Below are 21,726 nucleotides of genomic sequence, written 5' to 3' on the forward strand. Positions count from 1 at the left end.
ACCCCGGCCATCTCCTCAGGTGTCACACCACCCCAACGACACCCAGGCATCAACAGACACGCCGCTCACGGATGAAGATGACCAAGCCCTACTAGGGGCAGGCCCGGCTCGCCTCGTACAGCATCTCGATGTAGAAGTCGTCCCAGGGCTGCTGGTCCTCCGGCTTCAAAGGTGCGTGGAAGTAGTGGTAGACGGCTCGGTGGGCGCGCATCACGGCCAGCGCCCGGTGCCGGGGCGGAGGCGTGAAGTTCACGAGGTCGAGACCCTTGGTGACCAGCGGGATCGTCTGGTCCTCGTACGGGGCGAGCACCTGGGACTCTCCCGAGCCGAACAGGCCGATCTCGCCGATGCGGCACAGCAGTTGACCCAGATTGCGCACCGGGGTCGGCGGGTCGATGGACAGGCGCAGAGCCAGTGTGCGCGGACGGGGCGGTCCGGTCGGCACCGCGGCGCAGACCCGCTGTTCCGGCGGCACCGGCTCGGGTTCCCGCTCGAACTCGCGGAACGGCAGGTTGTTCCAGAGCCCGCCGTCCACGTACGTGCCGCAGGGCGGCCAGCCGTCGCGCTTGCCCTTGATCACGTACGGCTTGTAGATGAAGGGCAGGCTCATGGAGATGCGGACGGCGTCGGCGACCGGGAAGTCGGGCGTGTACTTGGCGGAGAACAGTTCGGTGCGGCCGGTCGAGAGATTGGACCCGGTCATCAGCAGGTCCTTGCCGAAGACGCAACGGTGTTCCCGGAAGGTGACGGCCTCGCCGGACGGTCTGCGCCCGCGCAGCCGCATCCGCTCCCTGAGCAGGGACTCCCAGGCGTTGCGCGCCTCCATCCCCGAGAACAGGCCCATGTCCCGGCCCAGGAAGGCGACGTACGTCGGCCAGTGCTCCAGAAGGATCTTGTACGGCTGCTTGTGCAGGTGGCCCTTCACCTCCTCCCACAGTTCCGGCGCGAAGGCGGAACCGAGCAGCGGCAGCAGCCGCTTGAGCGAGAACTTGGAGACGGACAGCGCGAGTTGCACCGTCCTTTCGATCTTGGTCCAGTCCGGTTCGACGCGCTGCCCTCCGCTTCCCGCTTCCGGGCGCCACCGGGGCTGCGGCGGCTCGAAGAACTTGTCGAATTTCGTGATCTCCATGTACTGGTCGATCGCCTTGCTGTCCATGCCGGTGGACAGCATGAGCGCCGTGATGGCGCCCGCCGAAGCCCCGCCGAAGCCCCGGATGTTCGGCATCACACCCAGCTCCTCCAGGGCCCGCACGGCGCCCAGGTAGGCGTGACCCTTGCCGCCGCCGCCCTCCATTACGAGATAGCGGACGTCGTCCTTGAGAAGCCTCCGGCGCGGCTCGGGGTCGCTCATGCCCCACCCACTTCCATCGTGCTCGGCACCGGACCCGCCCCCAGCGGCCTGGCCTGCGGCGGGTCCGGGAACTTGGCCTCGGCGTTGGTCTTGGGCAGGACGGGGTCGGGGTCGAGCCACACGAGGGTGGTGGGCAGCCGTACCTCCCAGGAGTCACCGACCGGTTCCCCGTCGTCCGGCGCGCCGGTCTGCGCCTGGATCTCCTTGGCCACGGACACGTACGCGGCACTGCCGGGCGCGGGTGCCGGGCCGCCGCCCCAGGGCTTGCCGGTGCCCAGGAAGTACAGCACCTGGCGGGCGTGCCCGGGCCGGGCCGACAGCACGACACGTGCCGAGCCCGCGCGCAGGAACCGCGCGTAGTCCGGGTCGGAGGATTCGATGCCGCGCAGCTCGTCCCACCGGTCCCCGGCCGCCCACAGGTACGGGTACAGGACGTAGGTGAGGTTCTCCCACTCGAAGGACTGCTCAAGGAACTGGATCATCGCGGCGTGCTTGCGGGCGTTGGCGATGTGGGTCCACGGCCGCCCGTCGGTGGCGTCGAACTCAAGGCCGTCGTAGCCCTTGTAGCGCTCGCCCAGCAACAACTCGACGACCTGGCGTTTGATTTCCTCGCGCATGACCCGTGCGTTCTCCGCGGGACTGCGTCCCTCGATCCGGATGCCGGCCCGTACCGCCCGCTCGTCGCGTTCCTGGCGGTGGGCGCGCAGCAGCTCGAAGTAGGCGGTGCGCAGCTTCTCGTAGGTGGTGGCGCGCCATTCGCGCAGCGCCGCTTCCTCGCGCCGGCACACCACCCGCACCTGTACGGAGAACAATCCGTAGTTGGCGGCGAGCACGGTGATCGGCAGTTTGCCGGTGCGTCGGCCGTCCAGTTGGCCGCCGATCGGTTTGGAGATCCAGCTGCGCTCGCCCCAGGCGATCACCCGGTTCTTGACCGGGTCCGGATCGGACTCCGGCGGCACGTTCGCGCTGTCCCCGACGGTGATCACGGCGGCGGGCGGCACGATGTCGCAGGAGGAGTAATCGGAGGTGTTCCAGCCGGGCTTGACCCAGTCGTCCTGGTCCCAGGCCACGACCCAGCCCGACCACCGGTCCTCGGCCCGGTATCCGGGCGGGACGGTGACGGGGGCGCCCTCGACTCCGCCGGTGCCGCTCGTCGAGCCCTCCAGCGGGGTCAGCCACACGTCGTGCGAGGTCTTGTCACCGCTGGGGTCGGTCTGCGGTACATGCAGATAGCCGTGTGCGACGACCTCGTCCGCCGGGGGCGCGGTGATGCCCACGGCGTGCCAGCGGGCGGCGAGCTCCAGGTAGTACCCCGGGTCCGCCGGGTTCTCCGAGATGTCGGTGGGGAGCAGTGCGGCGGGGTGTTCCTCAGCCGGGTTGCCGCTGAGTGTGAACGGGGTCGGCTCCGGGGTGTCGTAGCCCTCGCTGGTCCCGCGCTTGTCCCACCACCGTACGTACGCGGCGGGCTCGGGGATCTCGAACTCCAGCAGGAACCGGTGCGGATAGCGGTACGTGCGCAGCCTGACGACCTTGTCGACCCACCGGTACATCCCGCACACGGACGCGTCCTCGGCCTTGACCTGGTGGGTGTCCTTGGACTCGGTCCGGGTGAGGGTACGCGTCGTGCGCTGCTCGCTGACCCGTTCCTCGACCCGGTGCACGGCGCGGTTCACCAGCTCGGTGGCCTGGCGCAGGGCCTGGCGGGTCGACTCCTCGGCGGAGAAGTCGAGGCTGCCGCCGAGGTGGGTGGTCACCTGGGTGGGCCCGTACTGCCCGGAGGTGTCGACCTGGCCCTCAAGATGCACCTTGGACGCGGTCAACTCCGATGATTCCTGGGAGAGTTCGAAACGTGCCGTGGACTGGTTGTCGCGTTCCTGCGTCTCGCCCCGCTCGGTGCTCACCATCAGCGTGGACTCTGTCTCGTCGAGCCGCGTCAGGACGCGTTCCTTCATCTCGTGCGCGAGGATGTTCTCGATGTGGGCCAGCTCGCCGGATACGTAGCGGTTCCATTCCTGGCGGACGACGTAGAGGTCGGCGAAGCCGGGTTTGCGGACGAGCGCGGCCCGCACGGGCCTGGGAAACAGCTTGTGCGGCAGCAGCACGATCCGGTCGCGCAGCGCCCACAGGACATCTTCCGGCAGGCGCAGCACACCGTCGTTGAACAGGACCAGTTCGACCAGGCCGAGGACCAGGACGGCCCGCTGCACCACGAGCTGGGTGGTGGGCTCGGCGTCGACGTGGGCCAGGGCGACGAGTTGCTCGGCCAGGGCCAGCGCGGTGGGGTACAGGCCGTCGCCCACCGGGATGCTCGGCGGGTCGGCGGAGCCGTCCACCTCCTGCTCGACCGGGTCTCGGTCGAAGAATCGGTGCACGGCGGCGCGTACCTCTTCCGGGGTCGCGCGGTTGTCGCCGCACAGCAGCCACGAGTCCAGCCTCGCGAGCGCCTCGCACTGGGGTACGCCGGTGTCGGCCACCGAGGTCAGCGGCGGCCCGGCGGGATCGACGACCGGGACGACGCTCACCGCCATGTCCCGCGCCGCGTCCTCCTGGGCGGCCAGGAGCCTGTCCGGTAACGCCGATTCGACGAGCCATGCGTCCAGGCGCAGAACGGGTCGCCCCTGAACACGCGGGCATTGCCGTTGCGGTGCGCGTACCACCTGGAACCGGGTGACTTCGCTGGACATACCGGCCTCCTCCCCCATGAACTGCCGGTGATGACAGGGGAATTGTGGCGACGACGGCAGGGGCGGCACATGCGCGGAAGGTCGCTTGTGCGGGTATAGGCGGATCTGCTACGAGACGCCTGTCCCGCGGCTCTCTGATCGTCCGTCAATTCCGGAACCAGTAAGGAGGTTCGAGCGTGTTCGAATGCGGCGGTTGTCTTCGGACGGGGGTTTGAGGATGAGTACGCGTTGGGGACTCGGGGCTGTGGCGCTGGCTGCCGGGGTGGCGGCCGCGGTACTGACGGGATGCAGCCCGCCCACGGACTACAGCGAGATCGTCACGTTCACCGACGAGCACGGCCGGGTCTGCACCGCGGCGGTGGTCGTCGACCAGGAGCAGAGCGAGGGCGACGACTACGAGATCAGCAGCCTCGACTGCGACTATCCGCCGGAGGGCACGACCCCCGGGCCGACTCGCTACTCACCGCTTCCGTCCCGGGACGGGGACTGAACCGACCTGATGAGCGCCGTGTGCCACGCGCCGACGGACAGCTACGGGCTGGACGAGGGCAATGTCCGAAGCCGTCGTACGGGGAGTGTCGCCTTCCTGCCCGTACGGAATGCTGCCGGCCATCGACATCGACGCCGGCCGGCAGACACAATGCACCGATGGTTGATCTTGCTCGGACCGCCCCACGCCCGGACTTCCGCATCAAGCCCACGCTGACAGGGGAGCGCGTACTGCTCCGGCCCGTCACCGCGGATGACGTGGCCGCGCTGATGCCGGTGTTCCTGGACCCCGAGGTGTCACGGCTGACCGGGAGTCATGACGACGGCGGGCTCGACGAGGGGCGGCTGCGGGCCTGGTACGGCAGTCGTGGGGAGCAGGACGACCGGCTGGACCTCGCCGTGGTGGAGCGTGCGACGGGGAACGTGGTCGGAGAGGTCGTCCTCAATGGCTGGGACCCGGCGAACGAGAGCTGCGGCTTCCGCATCGCCCTGGCGCCCGGCGCGTACGGCGGCGGTCTGGGGACGGAGGCGACCCGGCTCGTCGTCGGGTACGGCTTCGAGAAGCTGGGGCTGCATCGCATCGCCCTGGAGGTCTACGCGTTCAATCCGCGAGCCCGCCGGGCCTACGAGAAGGTGGGCTTCGTCGCCGAGGGCGTCCTGCGTGACGCGCTGCTGTGGGAGGGCGAGCGGGTGGACGCCACGGTGATGTCGATCCTCGCGCCGGAGTGGTTCCGGCACGGGGGTCGCCACGAAGCGGGCTGACGGCGCGGACCGCCGGCACCCCGATCGGCCCAGTACCGCTCGACGCACGCCACCGCCCCGCCTTGACTGACCTCGACGGCTCGGTGTTCGAGCGGGAGGCGGCATGGCGTGGACGGCGCGGCTGAAGCAGTTGCACGTCCGTGCCGAGGAGCGCTTCCCCGTGCTCAGCGATCTGACCGGGCGCCTGGTTTCGGCGAATCTGCTGGACTCCGCGACGCGGATCGCGGCGCAGGCGTTCCTGGCCGCGGTACCGCTGCTGTTCGCCGTCGCCGCCTTCGCCCCGCAGAGCATCCGCGACCAGATGAAGGACTCCCTGCGCGCCGTGTTCGGGCTGTCCGGTGAGTCGCAGCGGGAGCTGGACAAGGTTCTTCAGCACCCGCCCGGTGACGAAGGAGTGCAACAGACCACCGGCGTCATCGGGCTGGTCGTGGTGCTGGCCGGCGCCACCAGCTTCAGCCGGGCCATGGCCCGGGTCTGCGAGCGGGCGTGGCGGCTGCCGCGGGCGGGGACCAGGATCGCGGCCTGGCGGTGGGTGGTGTGGCTCCTCGTCATCGTGCTCGTCGTGCTGCTCCAGGGCCCCATCCGCGACGGATTCGGCGCCGGGCTGTGGCTCGGCGTGATCCTGTACTTCCTGGTCAGCACCGGGCTGTGGCTCTGGACGCAGCACCTTCTGCTCGCCGGACGCGTGCCCTGGCTGTCACTGCTGCCGGGCGCCCTGCTGGCCGCGGGCGCCACCAGCGCGCTCGCGCTCACGGCGCGCGTCTACATCCCGAACGCCCTCAACCGCGCCCTCGCCGAGTACGGCTCCCTCGGCCTGATCCTCACCCTGCTGTCCTGGCTCATCGTCGTCTCCGCGGCCGTCGTCGCCGCGGTGATCATCGGGGCGGTGCTGGTCGAGGACCGGAACCGGCGGAGCGACGGGGGCGGGGGCGACGCCCCGTAGCCGCCGCGAAGCAGGGTCTCACCAGACCCCGGGCTCGCTCCCCACCAGCGCCTCCGACGGCTTCCCGTCCACGCCCACCGGCACCTCCCCCGCCAGCATCACCCGGTGCATGATCCGCGGATGGTCCAGGTGAGCGGTGTCGCCCGGGGCCAGGTGGATCGTGGCGCGGTTGTCCCAGAAGGCGACGCTGCCGGGCTCCCAGCGGAAGCGGACCGTGTACTCGGGACGTACGGCCTGGGCGATGAGGAGGTCGAGGAGGGCCTGGCTCTCGGCGCGGGAGAGGCCGGTGATGTGGTCCACGTAGTAGCCGTTGGCGTACAGGATGCGCTCGCCCGTCTCGGGGTGGACCCGTACCAGGGGGTGGTGGGTGGCGATCTGGTGGTCGAGGAGGTGGCGGACGTAGGCGTCGTCGCCGGGGCGGGGCTGGTAGCCGACGCCCAGGCGGTGCTCGGCCCGGAGTGTCGACACGAACTCCCGCATGGGGGCGGACAGCCCCGCGTACGCGGCGGACAGGTTGGACCACGTCGTGTCGCCGCCGTAAGGGGGTACGGTCTCGGCGCGCAGGATGGTCGCGGCGGGCGGGTCCACGCGGGCGCCGTGGTCGCAGTGCCAGCCGCGCAGCAGGGTGTGCCTGCGGCGGTGCAGCCACTCCTCGTGGTCCATGCCGAACCGGCCGCCCAGTTCCAGGCGGTCCGCGGTGGTCTCCACCTCCGGGAAGTCGGGCGGGGAGGCCTTGCCGCGGCGCGGCAGCACGACGGGGGTGCCGAAGCGGCGGGCGAACGCGATGTGCCCGGCGTGGTCGAGGCGCTGCTCGCGGAAGAAGACGACCTTCCAGCGCAGCACCGCCGCCCTGATCGCGGCGACCACGGCGTCGTCGAGGTCGGCGGCCAGGTCCACGCCCGTGATCTCCGCGCCGATGTGCCCGGCGGCGGGTTTCACCTCGATCCCCGCGATCGGCTCCGCTCCCTGCGCCGTGGCCCGGTCGGTCGTCATCCGCACTCCGTCCCTCCTCGGCGGCGGCTCCGGTGGCCGCCGGTCCCCAAGATCGTGACAGGAACAGGCGGGCGTGGCGAGAGCGCCTGTCTCGGCTGGGTTGGCCGCGTGAGCGAGCAGGGCTATCGGTACGTCGGACCCGCCGAGCCGCGCTCCGCCGTCCGGGCCGGTGACGGCGGGCGTCGGATCGGCTCGGCGGCCGATTTCGAGGCCTGGGTCGGGGAGCAGTCGGCGGCGGAGCTGGGCGAGCCGTTCACGTACGTCGTCGGCATGGACGGGGTGCTGCGGCCGGCGGCGCGGCGGAGCGAGCACGTGGCCTGTGCCGGCGGGGGCCGGGTGCTCGGCGCCGGGGAGATCGGTTTCGTGCGGGTGGCCGGCCGGTGGGGTGTCGGCGAGGTCAGCAATCAATCGACCGGGTACTGCCCTGACCTCACCTCCTGGTCCGCGGTCGCCCGTGCGCTGGACGCCGTGGGGCTGCGGCGGCCTTCCGGCTTTACCTACGAGGTGGTGTTCCGGCGGTGCGGCGACTGCCAGGAGCACAGCATCGTGCGTGAGGACGACTACGTCTGCGTCTTCTGCGGCGGCGAGCTGCCTCCCGTGTGGAACGTCGACCCCACCGCGTAGGCCCCACCACCGAGCGGCGCCCGACCCTACCTGACCTAACTCGTTAAAGGTCAACACGCGCACGACCCTTGACAGCCCCTGCGCGACCTCCACATCATCTGGGGCGTCACTGCTCGACTAACACGAGTTAGGCCCGTCCGATGACCGACGCGCACCTCACCCGCCGCACGCTGTTGCGGTACGGCGCCTACGGGGCGGGAGCCGCCGCGCTGGCGGGGACCGCCGCCTCCTGGGACCGGCTCACCGGAGCCGACATCCCGGGCCGTGACGACGGCTCCCTCGTCGTCGCCACGCTCGGCCCCGCCTACGGCCCGGAGGCCGTACGCACCCTCACCAAGGGCTTCAAGGAGGTCCATCCCGACATCAAGCTGCGGATCAACGCGGTACAGGCGGTCGACTGGTCGGACTTCTTCGCCAAGATCCTCACCCAGATCGCCGCCGGTACGGCCCCGGACCTGGTCTACGTCGCCACCGAGGGCGTCCAGCTCTTCGCCGAGCGCCTCGGGGTGGCCCTGGACACGTGGGTGAAGCGGGACGCGGAAGAGCTGCGCGAGTACTTCGCCGACGTCCACCCCTCGCTGGTGGAGTCGATGATGTACGAGGGGAGCCTGTACCAGCTGCCCGTCGAGTTCAACGCCGCCGACATGTACCTCAACCGGCAGGTGCTGGACCGCGCCGGGGCCGGTTTCCCCGCCGCCGACTGGACCCGCGACGACTTCACCGCGCTGCTGCGGGAGATGAAGCGGTCCAGCGGATCGCAGGTCACGCCGTACTTCTGGACCAACCGCCTGTGGGGCGGTGTGGTGCCCTGGCTGTTCGCCAACGGCACCAACCTGCTCGCCGAGTCCAGGGCGCCGGGCGGCGAGTGGCTGTGGAACGACTTCTACCCGGCCGCCGAACGCCGGGGCCGCGGCGGCGGGTTCCGCTGGACGACCCCGCAGGCCACCGACGTACGGGTGGAGGAGGCGTACGACTACCTCGCCTCCCTCATCCAGGAGGACCTGTGCACCCGCCCCGAGGGCGGCAACGGCCAGAACCTGGTCGGTGTGTTCTCCACCGGCCGGGTCGGTGTCACCCCCGCGGGCGGCTTCTGGGCGGGCGGTCTGCATCTGGCCGGGATGAGGGCCAGGGACTACGACGTCCAGTACTTCCCGCGCTGGCGCACCCAGCGCATGCAGTTCGGCGCCGCCGGCTACGCCCTGCTGCGCACCTCCCAACGGCAGGAAGAGGCCTGGGAGTTCATCAAGTACGCCGCCCGCCGCGACACCCTGATGCGGCTGTTCGCGACCAACCAGACCACCCCGGCGCGCCGTTCGATGCTCACCGCCGACCGCTACCGGGAGACCGGACCGCGCCACTGGCAGGTCTTCTACGACACCCTCGACAAGTTCCCCGACACCGGGCCGATCCCCGCGCCGCCGCAGGTCGCCGAGGTGGAGCAGGTACTGCTCAAGCACACCGGCACGGCCCTGGCCTCGCGCCGCTCGGTGGGCCCCGCGCTGCGCCGGATGCAGAGCGACCTGGAGCGAGCCATGGAGCGTGAGATATGACGGACACCAAGATCCCCCAGGTCCAGGTCGTACGGCCGCGAGCGGCGACCCCCGTCGCGCCCCCGCCGAAGGCGTCCGCCCGCGACCGGGGCACCCGGCTGCTCGCCGCGCTGTTCCTGGCGCCCACCGTCGTCGGCATCGTGGTCTTCACCGTCGTACCGATCGCCGGATCGATCGTGCTGAGCCTGTTCCACTGGAACGTCATCGACGACCCGGAGTTCGCCGGGACCGCCAACTACCGTGAGGTGTTCACCGATTCGACGGTGCTCGTGTCGTTCCGCAACACCCTCGTCTTCATGGTGCTCGCGGTCGCGCTGCAACTGCTGATCGCGCTGGTGCTGGCCCTCGCCGTGAACGGGCGGATGCCGATGTGGCTGCGCTCGGTGTTCCGGTCGGCTTTCTTCTTCCCGCTGGTGCTGTCGGCGGCGTCGATCTCAGTGATGATGAAGTACCTGTTCAACCAGGACTTCGGGGTGGTCAACTGGCTGCTCGGGCTGATCGGGATCGCGCCGGTGCCGTGGCTGACCTCGGAGCACGCGGCGATGACGGCGGTCGTTCTGGTCTATGTGTGGCAGCAGTTCGGGTTCTCGTTCCTGCTGTTCGTGGGCGGGCTCAACAACATCCCGAAGGAGATCCACGAGGCGGCCGCGCTGGACGGTGCGACGGGCCTGCGCAAGCACCTCACGGTCACGCTGCCGCTGCTCTCCCCCACTCTGCTGGTCGCCTCCGTGGTCGGCATCATCAACGCGCTCCAGGTCTTCGAGCAGCCCTACGTCCTCACCAACGGCGGGCCGGGCGACGCCACTCGCACGGTGGTAATGGTCATCTACGAGAGCGCCTTCGAACAGCTCCGCTTCGGCGAGGCGTCCGCGGTGGGCGTGCTGCTGTTCGTACTGATCATGGCGGTCACCGCCCTCCAGTTCCGGCTCAGCCGGCGTTTCGTCCACTACCAGTGAGCCGGGTGAGTCCCTTGAGCCAAGCCACAGTGAACCTCAGCCGTGCCCGGCACAGCCTCGCGCCCTGGGCGCGCATCGCCGGACTGACCGTGTGCGCCCTGCTGACCCTCGGGCCGGTGGTGTGGACGGTGTCCACGTCCCTGCGCACGCCCGCCGAGTCCTTCGACCTGCCCCCGAAGATCATCCCGACGGATCCCACCGTGGACTCCTACCGAGGTGTCTTCGAGCAGATCGACGTCTGGCTGCTGGCGTTGAACTCCACCCTGGTGACCGCGCTGATCGCGGTCGGGCAGATGATCACCGCCGGACTCGCCGGGTACGCGTTCGCGCGCCTTGAGTTCCGGTTCAAGAAGCCGCTGTTCGCACTGGTGCTGGCGACCATGATGGTGCCGCTCCAGGTGACCATCGTGCCGGTGTTCCTGGTCCTGAAGTCGATGGGCCTGACGGACACCTTGCTCGGCCTGATCATCCCGGCCTTCCCGACCGCCTTCGGCACGTTCCTGATGCGCCAGTACTTCCTCGGCATGCCGAAGGACCTCGGCGAGGCGGCCATGCTGGACGGCTGCGGGCCCTGGCGCACCTTCCGGTCGGTCTACGCGCCGCTGGCCACGCCCGGTCTGGCGATCGTCGGCGTGCTGGCCTTCAACTACCACTGGAACGAGTTCTTCCGTCCTCTGATCCTGGAGACCTCCGGGCAGAACTACACACTCCCGCTGGGCCTGGTCTCCCTCCAGGGCAACCTCGGCACCGGGTCGATCTCGGTGGTGCTCGCCGGAGTCGTCCTCTCCATGATCCCCGCCGTCGCCGTGTTCGTCGTCGGCCAGCGCCCTCTGCGCGAGGGCATCACGTCCGCAGGAGTCAACCGTTGAGCCGCGCCCCCGCGTCCCTGGACCCCAACGCACCGCGTTTCCGGGTCCGTCCGCCCGCCAACTGGGTCAACGATCCCAATGGGCCGTTCCGTTGGCGTGACCGGTACCACCTGTTCTTCCAGCACAACCCGGACGCACCTGTGCACGCGAACGTCCACTGGGGCCATGTCTCCAGCGCCGACCTGGTGACGTGGGAGCACCACCCGATCGCGCTCACCCCGACCCCGGGCGGTCCCGACGAGGCGGGCTGCTGGTCGGGGGGTGTGGTGGACGACGACGGCGTGCCGACGGCGGTCTACACGGGCGTGGACCGCGCCCACTCCGGCCTCGGCACGGTCTGCCTGGCCCGCGCCACCGACCCCGCGCTCGACGGGTGGCGGCCCGTGCCGGTGCCGGTGGTCTCCGGGCCGCCCGCCGGTCTGGACGTGGTGATGTTCCGCGACCCGTTCGTCTTCAGCCACGGGGGCCGACGCTGGGCGTTGCTCGGCGCGGGCCACGCCGACGGCACCGCGTCGGTGCTGCTCTACGCCTGCGACGACCTGACCGACTGGCGGTTCGCGGGAGTCCTGCTCGACGGCAACGACCCGGTGGCGGCGGGCGCGTTCGGCGACCGCGCGGTGGGCTGGGAGTGCCCGCAGATGTATGTGACGGACGCCGGGGACTGGGTGTTGGTGGTCTCCCTATGGGACGGCGAACCGTGGGCGACCGGGTATGTGACGGGTCGTCTGTTCCCTGACGGGGACGTTCGGTTGGTCTTCGACCCACGGCACGCCGGCCGTCTCGACCTGGGTCGCGACTTCTACGCCCCCGCCGTCCTCCAGAGCGACGGCCGCGCCCTGATGTGGGGCTGGTCGTGGGAGGCGCGCGAGCAGGCCGAGGTGGACCGCGCCGGGTGGGCCGGAGTCCTCACCGCGCCAAGGGTGGTGGCTGTGCACGCGGACGGGGCGCTGCGGGTCTTCCCGGCACCGGAATTGGAGTCGCTGCGCGCGGAGAAGCCGTTCGTACGGACGCCGGGCACGGCCATGCTGCCGGTCTCCTACGACCTGACCGTCACCGCGCAGAGCCCGACCACGGTGACCCTGCTCCGCTCCGCCACGGGCGCGGAGCTGACGGTACGGCTGGACCCGGCGGCGGGGCTGGTGACCCTGGACCGCTCGGGCTGGCCCCGGACGGGCGGCGAGGGGCCTGTTGAGGCGCGGGTGCCGGGTGGCCCGGCGCTGGAGCTGCGGGTGCTGGTGGACGGCTCGCTGCTGGAGCTGTTCGTCGGCGACCGGGCGACGATCACCGAACGGGTCTACCGCCGCCCCGACGACGTGGCCGAGCTGGTGGTGACCGGCGCGGCCGCCGCCGTCACGGGGTGGGAACTGGTCCCACCGACTCCCGGCTGACCACCTCACACGCCAACCGCCCCACCGACGAACCGGAGGCGACGCACGCGGCCGCCACCGTCACAGGCCGGGAACCGGCCCCACCGACTCCCGGCTGACCACCCCGCACGCCAACCGCCCCACCGACGAACCGGAGACGACCCACGCGGCCGCCACCGTCACAGGCCGGGAACCGGCCCCACCGACTCCCGGCTGACCACCCCGCACGCCAACCGCCGAACCGTCGCCGGCGGTGTGCGGCCCGTCTCGATGGCGTCGAGGAGGAGGCGGGCGGCGGCCTCCCCCATCGCCCGGTGCGGCAGCGCCACCGTCGTCAGGGGCGGGGCCAGGTGGGCCGCCATGTGCTCCTGGTCGTCGTAGCCGACGACCGACAGGTCGGCGGGGACCGTGAGGCCGAGGCGGGTCGCGGCGTGCAGGATGCCGGCCGCGACCCGGTCGTTGTAGGCGAAGACGCCGGTCGGGCGCTCGTCGGCGGGAACGTTCTCCAGGAGGCGGAGCGCGCCCTCGTAGCCGCTGGAGATCTCGCCGCCGGTGCGGACCACCCAGGGCCTGGGGACGGTGATGCCCTCGGCGCGCAGAGTGTCCCGGAAGCCGCGCAGGCGTTCCACGGAGGCGATGTCGTCGCTGCCGCCGATGTGGGCGATGCGGCGGTGTCCCTGGTCCAGCAGGAGTCGGGCCGCCGTGCGGCCGCCCGCGCGATCGGCGGGGATGACGGCGGGCAGGGAGTCGTCCTCGGGCAGGCAGTTGGCGAGGACGGAGTGGGTGCGGTGCAGTCCCTCGGGGACGCGGACCCGGCGCAGGGACATGGCCGCGTAGATGATGCCGTCGACGCGGCGGTCGAGGAGTTCGGCGACGGCCGCGTCCTCCTTGGCCGGGTCGCCGCCGGAGTCCACGGTCAGCACCAGGTGGTCGTCGGCCCAGGCGGTCTCCATCGCGCCGCGCAGCAGGCGGCCCGCGAAGGGCGAGGAGGCGATCTCGTCGGTGACCAGGCCGATCACGGCCGTACGGCGGCGGCGCAGGCCGCGGGCGACGGGGTCGGGCCGGTAGCCGAGCTGGACGGCGGCCTGCCGGATGCGTTCCTGGGTGGCGGGCGACAGGTTGCCCTCGGCGCGGCCGTTGAAGACGAAGGAGACCGCGGTGTGGGACACCCCGGCGAGCCGTGCGACATCCCGTGACGTGGGCCGTGCGGCCCCCGTCGGCTGCCTGTCCTCACCTGCGCCCATGCCGTCCGCCGCCCTCTGTCCCCGCCCACCGGTTGATCACTCTCACCCTAGCCTGGGAGGACTGTGCGGAGTGAGCGGCTGTGGCCCCGGGCGGGCGGTCAGCCGGGCGGCAGTGTCTGTTCCGCCCAGATGGTCTTGCCGCGCCCGGCCTGCCGGCTGCCCCAGCGCTGGGTGAGCTGGGCGACCAGGAGCAGCCCGCGGCCGCCCTCGTCGAAGGCGTGGGCCCGGCGCAGGTGCGGGGAGGTGGAACTGGCGTCGGAGACCTCGCAGATGAGGCTGTGGTCGCGGATCAGGCGGAGCTGGATGGGGGGTTCGCCGTAGCGGATGGCGTTGGTGACCAGTTCGCTGACGACGAGTTCGGTGACGAAGGCCGCCTCCTCCATTCCCCAGGCGGCCAGTTGCTCCGTGGTCACCTGCCGGGCGACGGACACCGAGGCCGGGTCGGGCGGCACGTCCCAGGTGGCGACCCGGTCCGTGTCCAGCGCCCGGGTGCGGGCCAGCAGCAGGGCCACGTCGTCGCTCGGCTCCTCGGGCATGACCGCCTTGAGCACGACGTCGCACAGGGCGTCCAGGGAGTCGGTGGGCGTGCCCAGCGCCCGGCACAGTTCACCGGTGGCGTGGTCGAGGTCGCGGTCCCGTTCCTCGATCAGGCCGTCGGTGTAGAGGGCGACGACCGCGCCCTCGGGCAGCGTCAACTCCATGGCCTCGAAGGGCAGTCCGCCGACGCCGAGCGGGGGTCCGGCGGTCAGCGGGACGAGGCTCGCGGTGCCGTCGGGGAACAGGATCGCCGGGGGCGGGTGGCCGGCGGCGGCCAGGGTCAGTTTGCGCGAGACGGGGTCGTAGACCGAGTAGAGGCAGGTCGCGCCGAGTTCGGCGGTCTCGTCGTCCAGGTCGTCCGAGGCGAGGTGGCTGACCAGGTCGTCGAGGTGGGTGAGCAGTTCGTCGGGCGGCAGGTCCACGTCGGCGAGGGTGCGTACGGCCGTGCAGAGCCGTCCCATGGTCGCCGAGGACGGGATGCCGTGGCCGACCACGTCCCCGACCACCAGCGCGACGCGGCTGCTGGAGAGCGGGATGACGTCGAACCAGTCGCCGCCGATGCCGGCGGGTGAGCCGGACGGCAGATAGCGGTGGGCGACGTCCACCGCCACCTGTCCGGGCAGTCCGCGCGGCAGCAGGCTGCGCTGGAGGGCGAGGGCGGTGCTGCGCTCGCGGGCGAAGCGGCGGGCGTTGTCGATGCAGACGGCGGCCCGGCTGGCCAGCTCCTCCCCCAGCGCGGAGTCGTCCCCGCCGAAGTCCTCCGGATGCCGGATCCGCACCCCCACGACCACACCCAGGGTGGTGCCGCGGGCCCGCAGCGGCAGCGCGATCACCGAGTGGGCGCCGGTGCGGTACGGCCGTCCGGCGGGGCCCCTGGCGTTGCGCTCGGCGACCCAGCCGACGAAGTCGGGCTCCCCGGCCTGGGCCAGGACCGCCCGCCCGGAGTGCAGGGCGCGGGCGGGCGGGGAGAAGGCCGGATAGATGTCGGTCTCACCGAGGTGGACCGCGGCCTCCGGGGTGCCCTCGCGGGCGGAGCCGTGGGCGACACGGCGCAGGACGACGTCGCCGTCCGCGACGGTGGGCAGTTCCTCGGCGCCGAGGACCCACTCCAGCAGGTCGACACTGACGAAGTCGGCGAAGCCCGGCACCAGCAGTTCGACCAGCTCCTCGGCGGTGCGCACCACGTCCAGGGTGGTGCCGATGGAGGTGGCGGCCTCGTTGAGGAGGGCGAGCCGCTGCCGGGCCCCGTACTGCTCGCTGCTGTCGAAGGTGGCGAGCGCGACCGCCTCGACCTGGCCGCGGTCGTCGCGCACCGGCCAGATCTCGATGCTCCAGGCCTGCTCCCGGTTGAGCGCGGGCGCGGTCATGAAGCTCTCGTAGCGGACCGGGCGGCCGGTGTCGGCGACCTGGCGCAGATGTCTGTGCAGGCCGTGACTGGGCTCGGCGTTCTCGACGGTCTCCGGGAAGGCGCGGCCGATCAGGGCCTGCTCGGGGACGCCCATCATCCGGCAGGCGGCGGCGTTGAGCCGTAGATAGCGCTGCTGGGTGTCGAAGACGGACATCGCCATGGACGCCTGTTCGAAGGCGCGGGCCCCGAGTGCGGCCTCCGGGCCCTCGCGGGGGCGCACGGTGGTGATCGCGTAGCCGGTACGGGCCCCGTCCGGGCCGAGCAGCGGGCACGCGCAGACACAGACGGCGACGGTGCCCTCGTCCCGGTGGCGCAGAACGACCCGCCCGATGCGGGCGACCAGCGCCTCGGAGGGCACGTCCTCGGCAAGCAGATCGGCCACGGGATGCCCCACGACCTCCTCGGCCGGGTATCCGGTGAGTGTCCGGGCGCCTTCGCTCCACGCCGTCACGATGCCGTGCGCGTCTACGGTCGCCGCCGCGGCGACTTGCTCCATAGTGTCCAGAATGGTCCCCCCGGCGCGGGGCCTCAACCGCGCCGGGACCCGGGGGCCTCAGTCCTTGAGGCGGCGCAGCGCCTCCAGCGCCCGGTCCGCGTGGGTGTTCATGCGCAGTTCGCTGCGCACGACCTCCAGCACCTTGCGGTCCTGCCCTATGACGAAGGTGGTCCGCTTGGTCGGGGCCAGCGACAGGCCGCGCTTCACACCGAAACGCTCACGGACGGTACCGTCGGTGTCGGACAGCAGCGGCATGCCGAGGGTGTGCTTCCCGGCGAACTCCTGCTGGCGCTCCACGGGATCGCCACTGACGCCGACGGGCCGGGCTCCGACGGCCGCGAACTCGGCGGCCAGGTCCCGGAAGTGGCAGGCCTGCGCGGTGCAGCCCGCGGTCATCGCGGCCGGGTAGAAGAACAGCACCACCGGGCCGTCGGCGAGCAGTTCGGACAGTTTGCGGTCGGTGCCGGTCTCGTCGGGGAGGGTGAAGTCCTCGACCGTGTCCCCGATCTCCACACGCGCGCTCAACTTCTGTCCCTCCGTGGTCGGGCCGTATGCGGCGCGATGCTACCGGAGAGTAGAGGCGCGGGTTCCGCTCGGTCCGGCGAATTCCGGTCAGTCCCGCGCGGTGACCGGCGCCCGCCACATGCCGACGAGGGCGTCGACCAGTCCGGTCGCGGCGTCCCGCCAGTCGGCGCGCGGGGTGGCGGCGCCCTCGGCGAGGGCCCGTTCCCGCTCGGCGGCCATCTGGACGATGAGGTGGCGGGCCATGTCGCCGCGCTCGGCCCGGACCTCGTCGGGCAGGTCGGGCAGGCAGCGGCGCAGCCCCTCGACGATCTCCCGGAGCGCCGCGGAGCCGAGGGCTTCCTCGACCATGATCCGGTGCAGGCTGGGGTCGGCCATGACCTGGGCGCAGAAGCGGGCGTACCAGGTGGGGCTGCCGAGGGCGGCGAGGTGCTCGAAGACGGGCCGGACCAGGCAGTCCAGCCAGTCGCGCAGCTCGGTGGAGCCGGTCACGCGGGCGACCAGGCCGGTCCTGATCTCCTCGACGGGCCCGGCGTGCTTACGGACGATGGCGCGGACCAGGTCGGTGCGGGTGCCGAAGTGGTAGCCGACGGCGGTGTTGTTGCCCTGGCCCGCGGCCTCGCCGACCTGGCGGTTGGAGACCGCGTAGACGCCGTGCTCGGCGTACAGCCGCTCGGCCGCCGTGAGGAGCAGCTCCCGGGTCGCGCTGGCCTGCTCCGCCCGGACCGCCCTGCCTGCCATGATCGTCTCCACTTCGGGGCCGGGTGCTCCTCCCGCCGGACCGGCCCCTCGGCCCGCGCGGTGTCTGCTCAGGAACGGAAGCCTACGGGGCCCCCGGCGCGGCCCGCGCGGCGGCCGTTCAGGCGAAACCCGAGGCCGGGGCGCGTGACGGCCGGTCACCGCGTCGAGAACTGAGCCGTGAGTCTGCCGCTGATCCCTCCGATGCTCGCCACACCCGGCTCCCTCCCGCCCGCCGCGCAGGACGCGCGCTGGGCGTACGAGACCAAGCAGGACGGCCAGCGGGTGGTGGCCTACGTCGACGGGGCCGGCGGTCTGGTGCTGCGGGCCCGCTCGGGCGACGAGGTGACGGCCGCCTACCCCGAGCTGCGTCCGCTGGCCGCCGCCCTCGGCGGCACGCCCGCGGTGCTGGACGGGGAGGTGCTCGCGCTGGACGAACAGGGCCGCGCGGACTTCCAGTTGCTGCAGTCCCGGATGGGCCTGGCCCACTCCCCCGGCCGGGCCGCGCGCCGGGCCGCCCGGGTGCCGGTGCACTACGTCCTGTTCGATGTCATGCACCTCGCCGGGCACTCCCTGGTGCGGCTCCCCTATGTACGGCGGCGGGAGCGGCTGGAGGAGCTGGGGCTGGCGGGGCCGCACTGGTCGACGCCCGCCGCCCTCGTCGGCCACGGCCGGGAGGCGCTGGCGGCCACCCGTGAGCACGGCCTGGAGGGCCTGGTGTGCAAGCGGCTGGACTCCGTGTACGAGCCGGGGGTGCGGTCCCGGGCCTGGATCAAGATCCGGAACATGACGAGCGTGGATGTCGTGGTGGGCGGCTGGCTGCCGGGCAAGGGCCGGATCACCGGCCTGCCGGGTGCGGTGCTGGTGGGGCAGCGGGCGGGCGGGCGGCTGCGGTACGTCGGCGGGGTGGGCACGGGGTGGAGCGCGAAGGAGCGGGAGGAGCTGGGTGCGTTGCTCCGGGCCGCCGAGACGGACGTATGCCCGTTCGATCCGGTGCCGATGGTGGCGGGGGCTCACTGGGTGGTGCCCCGGCTCGTCGGCGAGGTGCGGTTCAGTACGCGGACCCGGGCGGGGCTGCTGCGTCAGCCGTCGTGGCTTCGGCTGCGGCCCGATCTGACGCCGGAGGAGTCGGCGGCCGAGCTGCCGGACGACGCCCTCTGAACCCGTTGCCTACTCGCCCGTAACCGTAGTGATAACTGCTTCCTCTTGGCGCGGACATGGAAAACCGGGAAGCTGAACTTCCTTTTCCCCCACGCCCGTTGGGCTGCGCCCGTATCACGAGGAGGACGCAGTGTCGTCACCGTCGACGAAGAAGCACCGCAGGAGATGGCTCACCGGTATCGCCGGGGCAGCCGTGTTCGTCATCGCCTTTCCCGGCGTGGCGTTCGCCGCCCCGCCGCCGGGTCTGCCCGCCAACGCCGAGGCCGCGGAGTTCACTTATCAGCCGGCCTTCGACTACGACAAGGACGGCTGCTACGCCACACCCGCGATCGGCACCGACGGGAGCATCAACTCCGGCCTGAACCCGACCGGTGCCCTCAACGGCAACTGCCGGGACGCCTCCGACCTCGACAACACCAACAGCTATTCGCGCTACAAGTGCAACAACGGCTGGTGCGCCTACATGTACGGCCTGTACTTCGAGAAGGACCAGGCCATCCCGGGCATCAGCCTCGGCGGGCACCGGCACGACTGGGAGCATGTCGTGATCTGGGTGCAGGACGGCGCGGTGAAGTACGTGGCGACGTCCAACCACGGCTCCTTCACGGTGAGTCCGGCGTCCTCGGTCCGCTTCGAGGGCACGCACGCGAAGGTCGTCTACCACAAGGACGGCGTCAGCACGCACTGCTTCCGGCTCGCCAACTCCAATGACGAGCCGCCCGAGAACCACAAGGGCACCTGGCAGTACCCGCCGCTGGTGGGCTGGAACGGCTATCCGGCCGGACTGCGCGACAAGCTGGTCAACCACGACTTCGGCAGCGCCCACTTCGGCCTGAAGGACTCCAGCTTCAGCGACCACCTCAACAAGGCCAAGCCGTCCGGGATCCCCTTCGACGCGTACGCGTAGGGCCTGGGGCCCGGGGACTAGGACCAGCGCCGTCCGGCGCCTCCGCCCCGGGCCCGATCCGCCCGCCCCGGCCGCTGTCTAGCGTGATCGGCATGAACACCACCACCGACACGAACGGACAGCTCGAAGAAGCCCTCGAACGCCTCCACTTGGCCGGACCGGAACGCGACGGCTGGCTCACCAACCACGCGCCCATGGTCGTCGAGGCGCTCGCCGCGCACGGGCACGCGGGGGCCGTGCACCGCTGGGTGGACCGGTACCGGGCCCGGCTGGAGGACTTCCCCGGCCGACTGGCCCCCGTCACCGACGACAACTGGCCCGAGGCGCTGGGCGATCCGCGCCGGATCGCGGACTGGACGGACCACTTCTCCCGTACCCTCGCCGAACGGCCCTGGCGGGACGTCCTCGCCGAGTGGTGGCCGCGGCTGCTGCCCGGGATGTACGGCGGCGCCACGCATGTCGTCATCCGGCTCGGCCACGCCGTACGCGCCCTGGAGTCCGGCGAGTCCGCGCCCCGGCGCAACGAACTCGCCCATGCCCTGGGCTACTGGGCCGCCCGCCACCAGCCATTGACCGGCATCGCCGAACTGCGGGGCGCGACGAGCGCCCGGGACTCGCTGGAGGCCGTACCGGCGATCACGCCGGGCATCACGGGGTTCCGCAACCGGCTCGCCGCCGTGCACCGACTGCCCGTCTGGGGCGAGGACATCACCGACCCCGACACGGCGCGCGAGCACCTCACCGAGCTGGTGCGGGCCACCACCCACCGCTACGCCACCCACGGCCACGGCGAACCCACGATGCTCGTGCACGCGGCGACGGCCCCCAACGCCGTGCTGCGCACGCTGGATTCGCTGCCACGCGAGCTGTGGGCACCGAGCCTGCGCGCGGCGTGGACGGCGGCCGCCGCCGTCACCGCGATGTACACCCCGAGGGAGCCGGTCGACTACCGCCCCGCCGCCCGGCTCACCGCCGAGGAGGTCATGGAGCAGGCGCTCGCCCACGGCGACGAGCACGTCATCAAGCTCGCCGACACCGCCCTGGACGTCGGCGACGAACAGGCGCTGGCCGCGGCGCGGCGGGCGATCGAGATCAGCGACCCGCTGGACTCCTGACCAGCGCGTCGCCCAACTCGGTGCGGGCGTACAGGACGTGGAACCCGGCGCGGCGGGAGGTCAGCAGGCCCGCCTCCCGCAGGACGGACAGATGGGCGGAGACGGTCGACGGGGCGAGGCCGTGGCGGACGGCGAGTTCTGTGGTCGAGGCGGGGGCGGTCAGGCCGGTGAGGACGGCGGCGCGGTGGTGGCCCAGCAGCCGGGCCAGGGCCTGCGGAGGGTCGGGCGGGGCGGTGTCGTGGAGGCCGCCCATGCCGCGTGCCGGGTAGATGACGGTGGGCTGCCAGGGGCGGGCGAAGCCGCTGACGACGTCCGGCCAGACGAACACGCTCGGCATCAGCAGCACGCCCCGGCCGTCGGCGCGTTGGGCGTCCGCGTGGTTGCCGTACATGCGCAGGGTGAGGGTGTGGCCGGACCAGTCGATGCCGGGGTGCAGTGCGGTGAGCAGGGCGTCCAGTCCGCCGTCCGCCGCCTGCCGGGAGCGGTGGGCGATGTCGGCCTCCAGGACGGCGCGGTGGCGCGGCCACTCCGGTGCGAGCAGGGCGTGCCAGGCCCGCTCGGTGAGGTCGGCGAGCCGCCGCACGGTCGCGGCGGGATCGTCCAGTGCCGCGCGCCCCTCGGGGGACCTCGCGGCGGCGGGCCGTCCCGCGAGCGAGCGGAGCATTTCGGCGTGGGCGAGGGCCGGGTCGGTGGCCCGCATCCGCGCCAGTTCGTCCTCGATCGTGGGGTAGGGCTCGGCGGGCGGCGGGCCGAGGAAGTCGGGGGTGTAGCCGCCGGGGGGCGGGATGAACAGCCACAGCGGGGACAGGTCGAGCCCGGCGACGGTACGGCGGACGCGGCGCAGCCAGCCGCGGTGGTAGCCGTGCCGGGCGGGGCGGCGCAGCAGCCGGAGCGCCTCGTGGGTCTGGCACAGCGGCGAGATCGCGAACCGGCAGCGGCGCAGGTCGTCGGTGCCCAGGTCCAGGGTGAGGGGCAAGGCGGCCTCCGCGGGTGATTCGTCCCAGGACGAA

The 21,726-nt window shown here is 71.9% G+C and carries 19 protein-coding genes; 11 read left to right on the forward strand and 8 right to left on the reverse strand.

The genetic code is table 11. The features are described 5' to 3' along the window. Nucleotides 1–91 precede the first annotated feature (91 nt). Together ACZ7L7_RS30620 and ACZ7L7_RS30625 are read right to left on the reverse strand one after the other, a co-directional pair. Complete coding sequence (locus tag ACZ7L7_RS30620) at nucleotides 92–1,351, reverse strand: patatin-like phospholipase family protein (protein ID WP_453603667.1); 1,260 nt, start codon at nucleotides 1,349–1,351, stop codon at nucleotides 92–94. Then, nucleotides 1,348–4,035, reverse strand: a complete 2,688-nt coding sequence (locus ACZ7L7_RS30625) for a hypothetical protein (RefSeq protein ID WP_285514072.1) — start codon at nucleotides 4,033–4,035, stop codon at nucleotides 1,348–1,350. Before ACZ7L7_RS30625 ends, ACZ7L7_RS30620 begins: the two co-directional genes overlap by 4 nt. A 217-nt stretch (nucleotides 4,036–4,252) precedes the next feature. On the opposite strand from ACZ7L7_RS30625, the gene ACZ7L7_RS30630 reads away from it, so the two are divergent. From ACZ7L7_RS30630 to ACZ7L7_RS30640, 3 genes are all read left to right on the forward strand, one after another. Next, nucleotides 4,253–4,525 (forward strand): hypothetical protein, encoded by a 273-nt coding sequence (locus tag ACZ7L7_RS30630; RefSeq protein WP_285514073.1) that lies wholly within the window; start codon nucleotides 4,253–4,255, stop codon nucleotides 4,523–4,525. Between the two features lie 158 nt (nucleotides 4,526–4,683). Beyond that, entirely contained in the window at nucleotides 4,684–5,286 is a 603-nt protein-coding gene (locus tag ACZ7L7_RS30635) for a GNAT family N-acetyltransferase (protein WP_285514074.1), read from the forward strand. Nucleotides 5,287–5,389: 103 nt separating this feature from the next. Next, nucleotides 5,390–6,229 carry a YhjD/YihY/BrkB family envelope integrity protein gene (locus ACZ7L7_RS30640; RefSeq protein WP_285514075.1) on the forward strand — a complete coding sequence of 280 codons (840 nt, stop codon included), beginning with the start codon at nucleotides 5,390–5,392 and terminating at the stop codon, nucleotides 6,227–6,229. 18 nt (nucleotides 6,230–6,247) lie between these two features. Here ACZ7L7_RS30640 and ACZ7L7_RS30645 read toward each other — a convergent pair whose 3' ends face one another. Continuing rightward, the gene (locus ACZ7L7_RS30645; RefSeq protein ID WP_453603664.1) at nucleotides 6,248–7,222 is read right to left on the reverse strand and encodes a TauD/TfdA dioxygenase family protein; all 975 of its coding nucleotides are present in this window, start codon (nucleotides 7,220–7,222) and stop codon (nucleotides 6,248–6,250) included. 108 nt (nucleotides 7,223–7,330) lie between these two features. Here ACZ7L7_RS30645 and ACZ7L7_RS30650 point away from each other — a divergent pair, with 108 nt between their 5' ends. The 5 genes from ACZ7L7_RS30650 to ACZ7L7_RS30670 all read left to right on the forward strand — a co-directional run bounded on the left by ACZ7L7_RS30650 (nucleotide 7,331) and on the right by ACZ7L7_RS30670 (nucleotide 12,609). Further along, entirely contained in the window at nucleotides 7,331–7,846 is a 516-nt protein-coding gene (locus ACZ7L7_RS30650; protein ID WP_472077688.1) for a hypothetical protein, read from the forward strand. 140 nt (nucleotides 7,847–7,986) lie between these two features. Then, nucleotides 7,987–9,396, forward strand: a complete 1,410-nt coding sequence (locus ACZ7L7_RS30655; protein WP_285514078.1) for an extracellular solute-binding protein — start codon at nucleotides 7,987–7,989, stop codon at nucleotides 9,394–9,396. Next, nucleotides 9,393–10,352 carry a carbohydrate ABC transporter permease gene (locus ACZ7L7_RS30660; RefSeq protein WP_472077689.1) on the forward strand — a complete coding sequence of 320 codons (960 nt, stop codon included), beginning with the start codon at nucleotides 9,393–9,395 and terminating at the stop codon, nucleotides 10,350–10,352. Before ACZ7L7_RS30655 ends, ACZ7L7_RS30660 begins: the two co-directional genes overlap by 4 nt. Before the next feature lie 14 nt (nucleotides 10,353–10,366). Further along, on the forward strand, nucleotides 10,367–11,221 hold the full coding sequence (locus ACZ7L7_RS30665) for a carbohydrate ABC transporter permease (RefSeq protein WP_285514080.1): 855 nt from the start codon (nucleotides 10,367–10,369) through the stop codon (nucleotides 11,219–11,221). After that, entirely contained in the window at nucleotides 11,218–12,609 is a 1,392-nt protein-coding gene (locus ACZ7L7_RS30670) for a glycoside hydrolase family 32 protein (protein WP_453603659.1), read from the forward strand. Before ACZ7L7_RS30665 ends, ACZ7L7_RS30670 begins: the two co-directional genes overlap by 4 nt. Nucleotides 12,610–12,767: 158 nt before the next feature. Here ACZ7L7_RS30670 and ACZ7L7_RS30675 read toward each other — a convergent pair whose 3' ends face one another. From ACZ7L7_RS30675 to ACZ7L7_RS30690, 4 genes are all read right to left on the reverse strand, one after another. Next, nucleotides 12,768–13,832 (reverse strand): LacI family DNA-binding transcriptional regulator, encoded by a 1,065-nt coding sequence (locus ACZ7L7_RS30675; RefSeq protein ID WP_472077690.1) that lies wholly within the window; start codon nucleotides 13,830–13,832, stop codon nucleotides 12,768–12,770. A gap of 98 nt (nucleotides 13,833–13,930) precedes the next feature. Next, nucleotides 13,931–16,273, reverse strand: a complete 2,343-nt coding sequence (locus tag ACZ7L7_RS30680) for a SpoIIE family protein phosphatase (RefSeq protein ID WP_472077691.1) — start codon at nucleotides 16,271–16,273, stop codon at nucleotides 13,931–13,933. Between the two features lie 57 nt (nucleotides 16,274–16,330). After that, nucleotides 16,331–16,798, reverse strand: a complete 468-nt coding sequence (locus ACZ7L7_RS30685) for a peroxiredoxin (protein WP_285514084.1) — start codon at nucleotides 16,796–16,798, stop codon at nucleotides 16,331–16,333. Between the two features lie 87 nt (nucleotides 16,799–16,885). Next, a complete protein-coding gene (locus ACZ7L7_RS30690) occupies nucleotides 16,886–17,536 on the reverse strand; it encodes a TetR/AcrR family transcriptional regulator (RefSeq protein WP_285514085.1) in 651 nt (216 codons plus the stop codon). 177 nt (nucleotides 17,537–17,713) lie between these two features. On the opposite strand from ACZ7L7_RS30690, the gene ligD reads away from it, so the two are divergent. The 3 genes from ligD (at nucleotide 17,714) to ACZ7L7_RS30705 (ending at nucleotide 20,716) form a co-directional block, all read left to right on the forward strand. Beyond that, on the forward strand, nucleotides 17,714–18,694 hold the full coding sequence (gene ligD / locus ACZ7L7_RS30695) for a non-homologous end-joining DNA ligase (RefSeq protein ID WP_285514086.1): 981 nt from the start codon (nucleotides 17,714–17,716) through the stop codon (nucleotides 18,692–18,694). Nucleotides 18,695–18,824: 130 nt separating this feature from the next. After that, nucleotides 18,825–19,601, forward strand: coding sequence for an NPP1 family protein (locus tag ACZ7L7_RS30700; protein WP_472077692.1), 777 nt, complete (start codon nucleotides 18,825–18,827; stop codon nucleotides 19,599–19,601). Between the two features lie 92 nt (nucleotides 19,602–19,693). Then, a complete protein-coding gene (locus ACZ7L7_RS30705) occupies nucleotides 19,694–20,716 on the forward strand; it encodes a questin oxidase family protein (RefSeq protein WP_472077693.1) in 1,023 nt (340 codons plus the stop codon). On the opposite strand, the gene ACZ7L7_RS30710 is transcribed toward ACZ7L7_RS30705, so the two are convergent. Next, nucleotides 20,694–21,692 (reverse strand): ArsR/SmtB family transcription factor, encoded by a 999-nt coding sequence (locus tag ACZ7L7_RS30710; RefSeq protein ID WP_285514089.1) that lies wholly within the window; start codon nucleotides 21,690–21,692, stop codon nucleotides 20,694–20,696. The two genes, ACZ7L7_RS30705 and ACZ7L7_RS30710, sit on opposite strands and share 23 nt — an antisense overlap. Nucleotides 21,693–21,726: the final 34 nt, after the last annotated feature.

The sequence above is a fragment of the Streptomyces sp. NPDC110618 genome (genome assembly GCF_055657065.1).

Excerpts from the sequence above, each read along its gene's own strand:
- ACZ7L7_RS30620 (WP_453603667.1), bottom strand. The coding sequence starts at position 1,351 with ATGAGCGACCCCGAGCCGCGCCGGAGGCTTCTCAAGGACGACGTCCGC.
- ACZ7L7_RS30625 (WP_285514072.1), bottom strand. The coding sequence starts at position 4,035 with ATGTCCAGCGAAGTCACCCGGTTCCAGGTGGTACGCGCACCGCAACGG.
- ACZ7L7_RS30630 (WP_285514073.1), top strand. The coding sequence starts at position 4,253 with ATGAGTACGCGTTGGGGACTCGGGGCTGTGGCGCTGGCTGCCGGGGTG.
- ACZ7L7_RS30635 (WP_285514074.1), top strand. The coding sequence starts at position 4,684 with ATGGTTGATCTTGCTCGGACCGCCCCACGCCCGGACTTCCGCATCAAG.
- ACZ7L7_RS30640 (WP_285514075.1), top strand. The coding sequence starts at position 5,390 with ATGGCGTGGACGGCGCGGCTGAAGCAGTTGCACGTCCGTGCCGAGGAG.
- ACZ7L7_RS30645 (WP_453603664.1), bottom strand. The coding sequence starts at position 7,222 with ATGACGACCGACCGGGCCACGGCGCAGGGAGCGGAGCCGATCGCGGGG.
- ACZ7L7_RS30655 (WP_285514078.1), top strand. The coding sequence starts at position 7,987 with ATGACCGACGCGCACCTCACCCGCCGCACGCTGTTGCGGTACGGCGCC.
- ACZ7L7_RS30660 (WP_472077689.1), top strand. The coding sequence starts at position 9,393 with ATGACGGACACCAAGATCCCCCAGGTCCAGGTCGTACGGCCGCGAGCG.
- ACZ7L7_RS30675 (WP_472077690.1), bottom strand. The coding sequence starts at position 13,832 with ATGGGCGCAGGTGAGGACAGGCAGCCGACGGGGGCCGCACGGCCCACG.
- ACZ7L7_RS30680 (WP_472077691.1), bottom strand. The coding sequence starts at position 16,273 with ATGGAGCAAGTCGCCGCGGCGGCGACCGTAGACGCGCACGGCATCGTG.
- ACZ7L7_RS30690 (WP_285514085.1), bottom strand. The coding sequence starts at position 17,536 with ATGGCAGGCAGGGCGGTCCGGGCGGAGCAGGCCAGCGCGACCCGGGAG.
- ACZ7L7_RS30705 (WP_472077693.1), top strand. The coding sequence starts at position 19,694 with ATGAACACCACCACCGACACGAACGGACAGCTCGAAGAAGCCCTCGAA.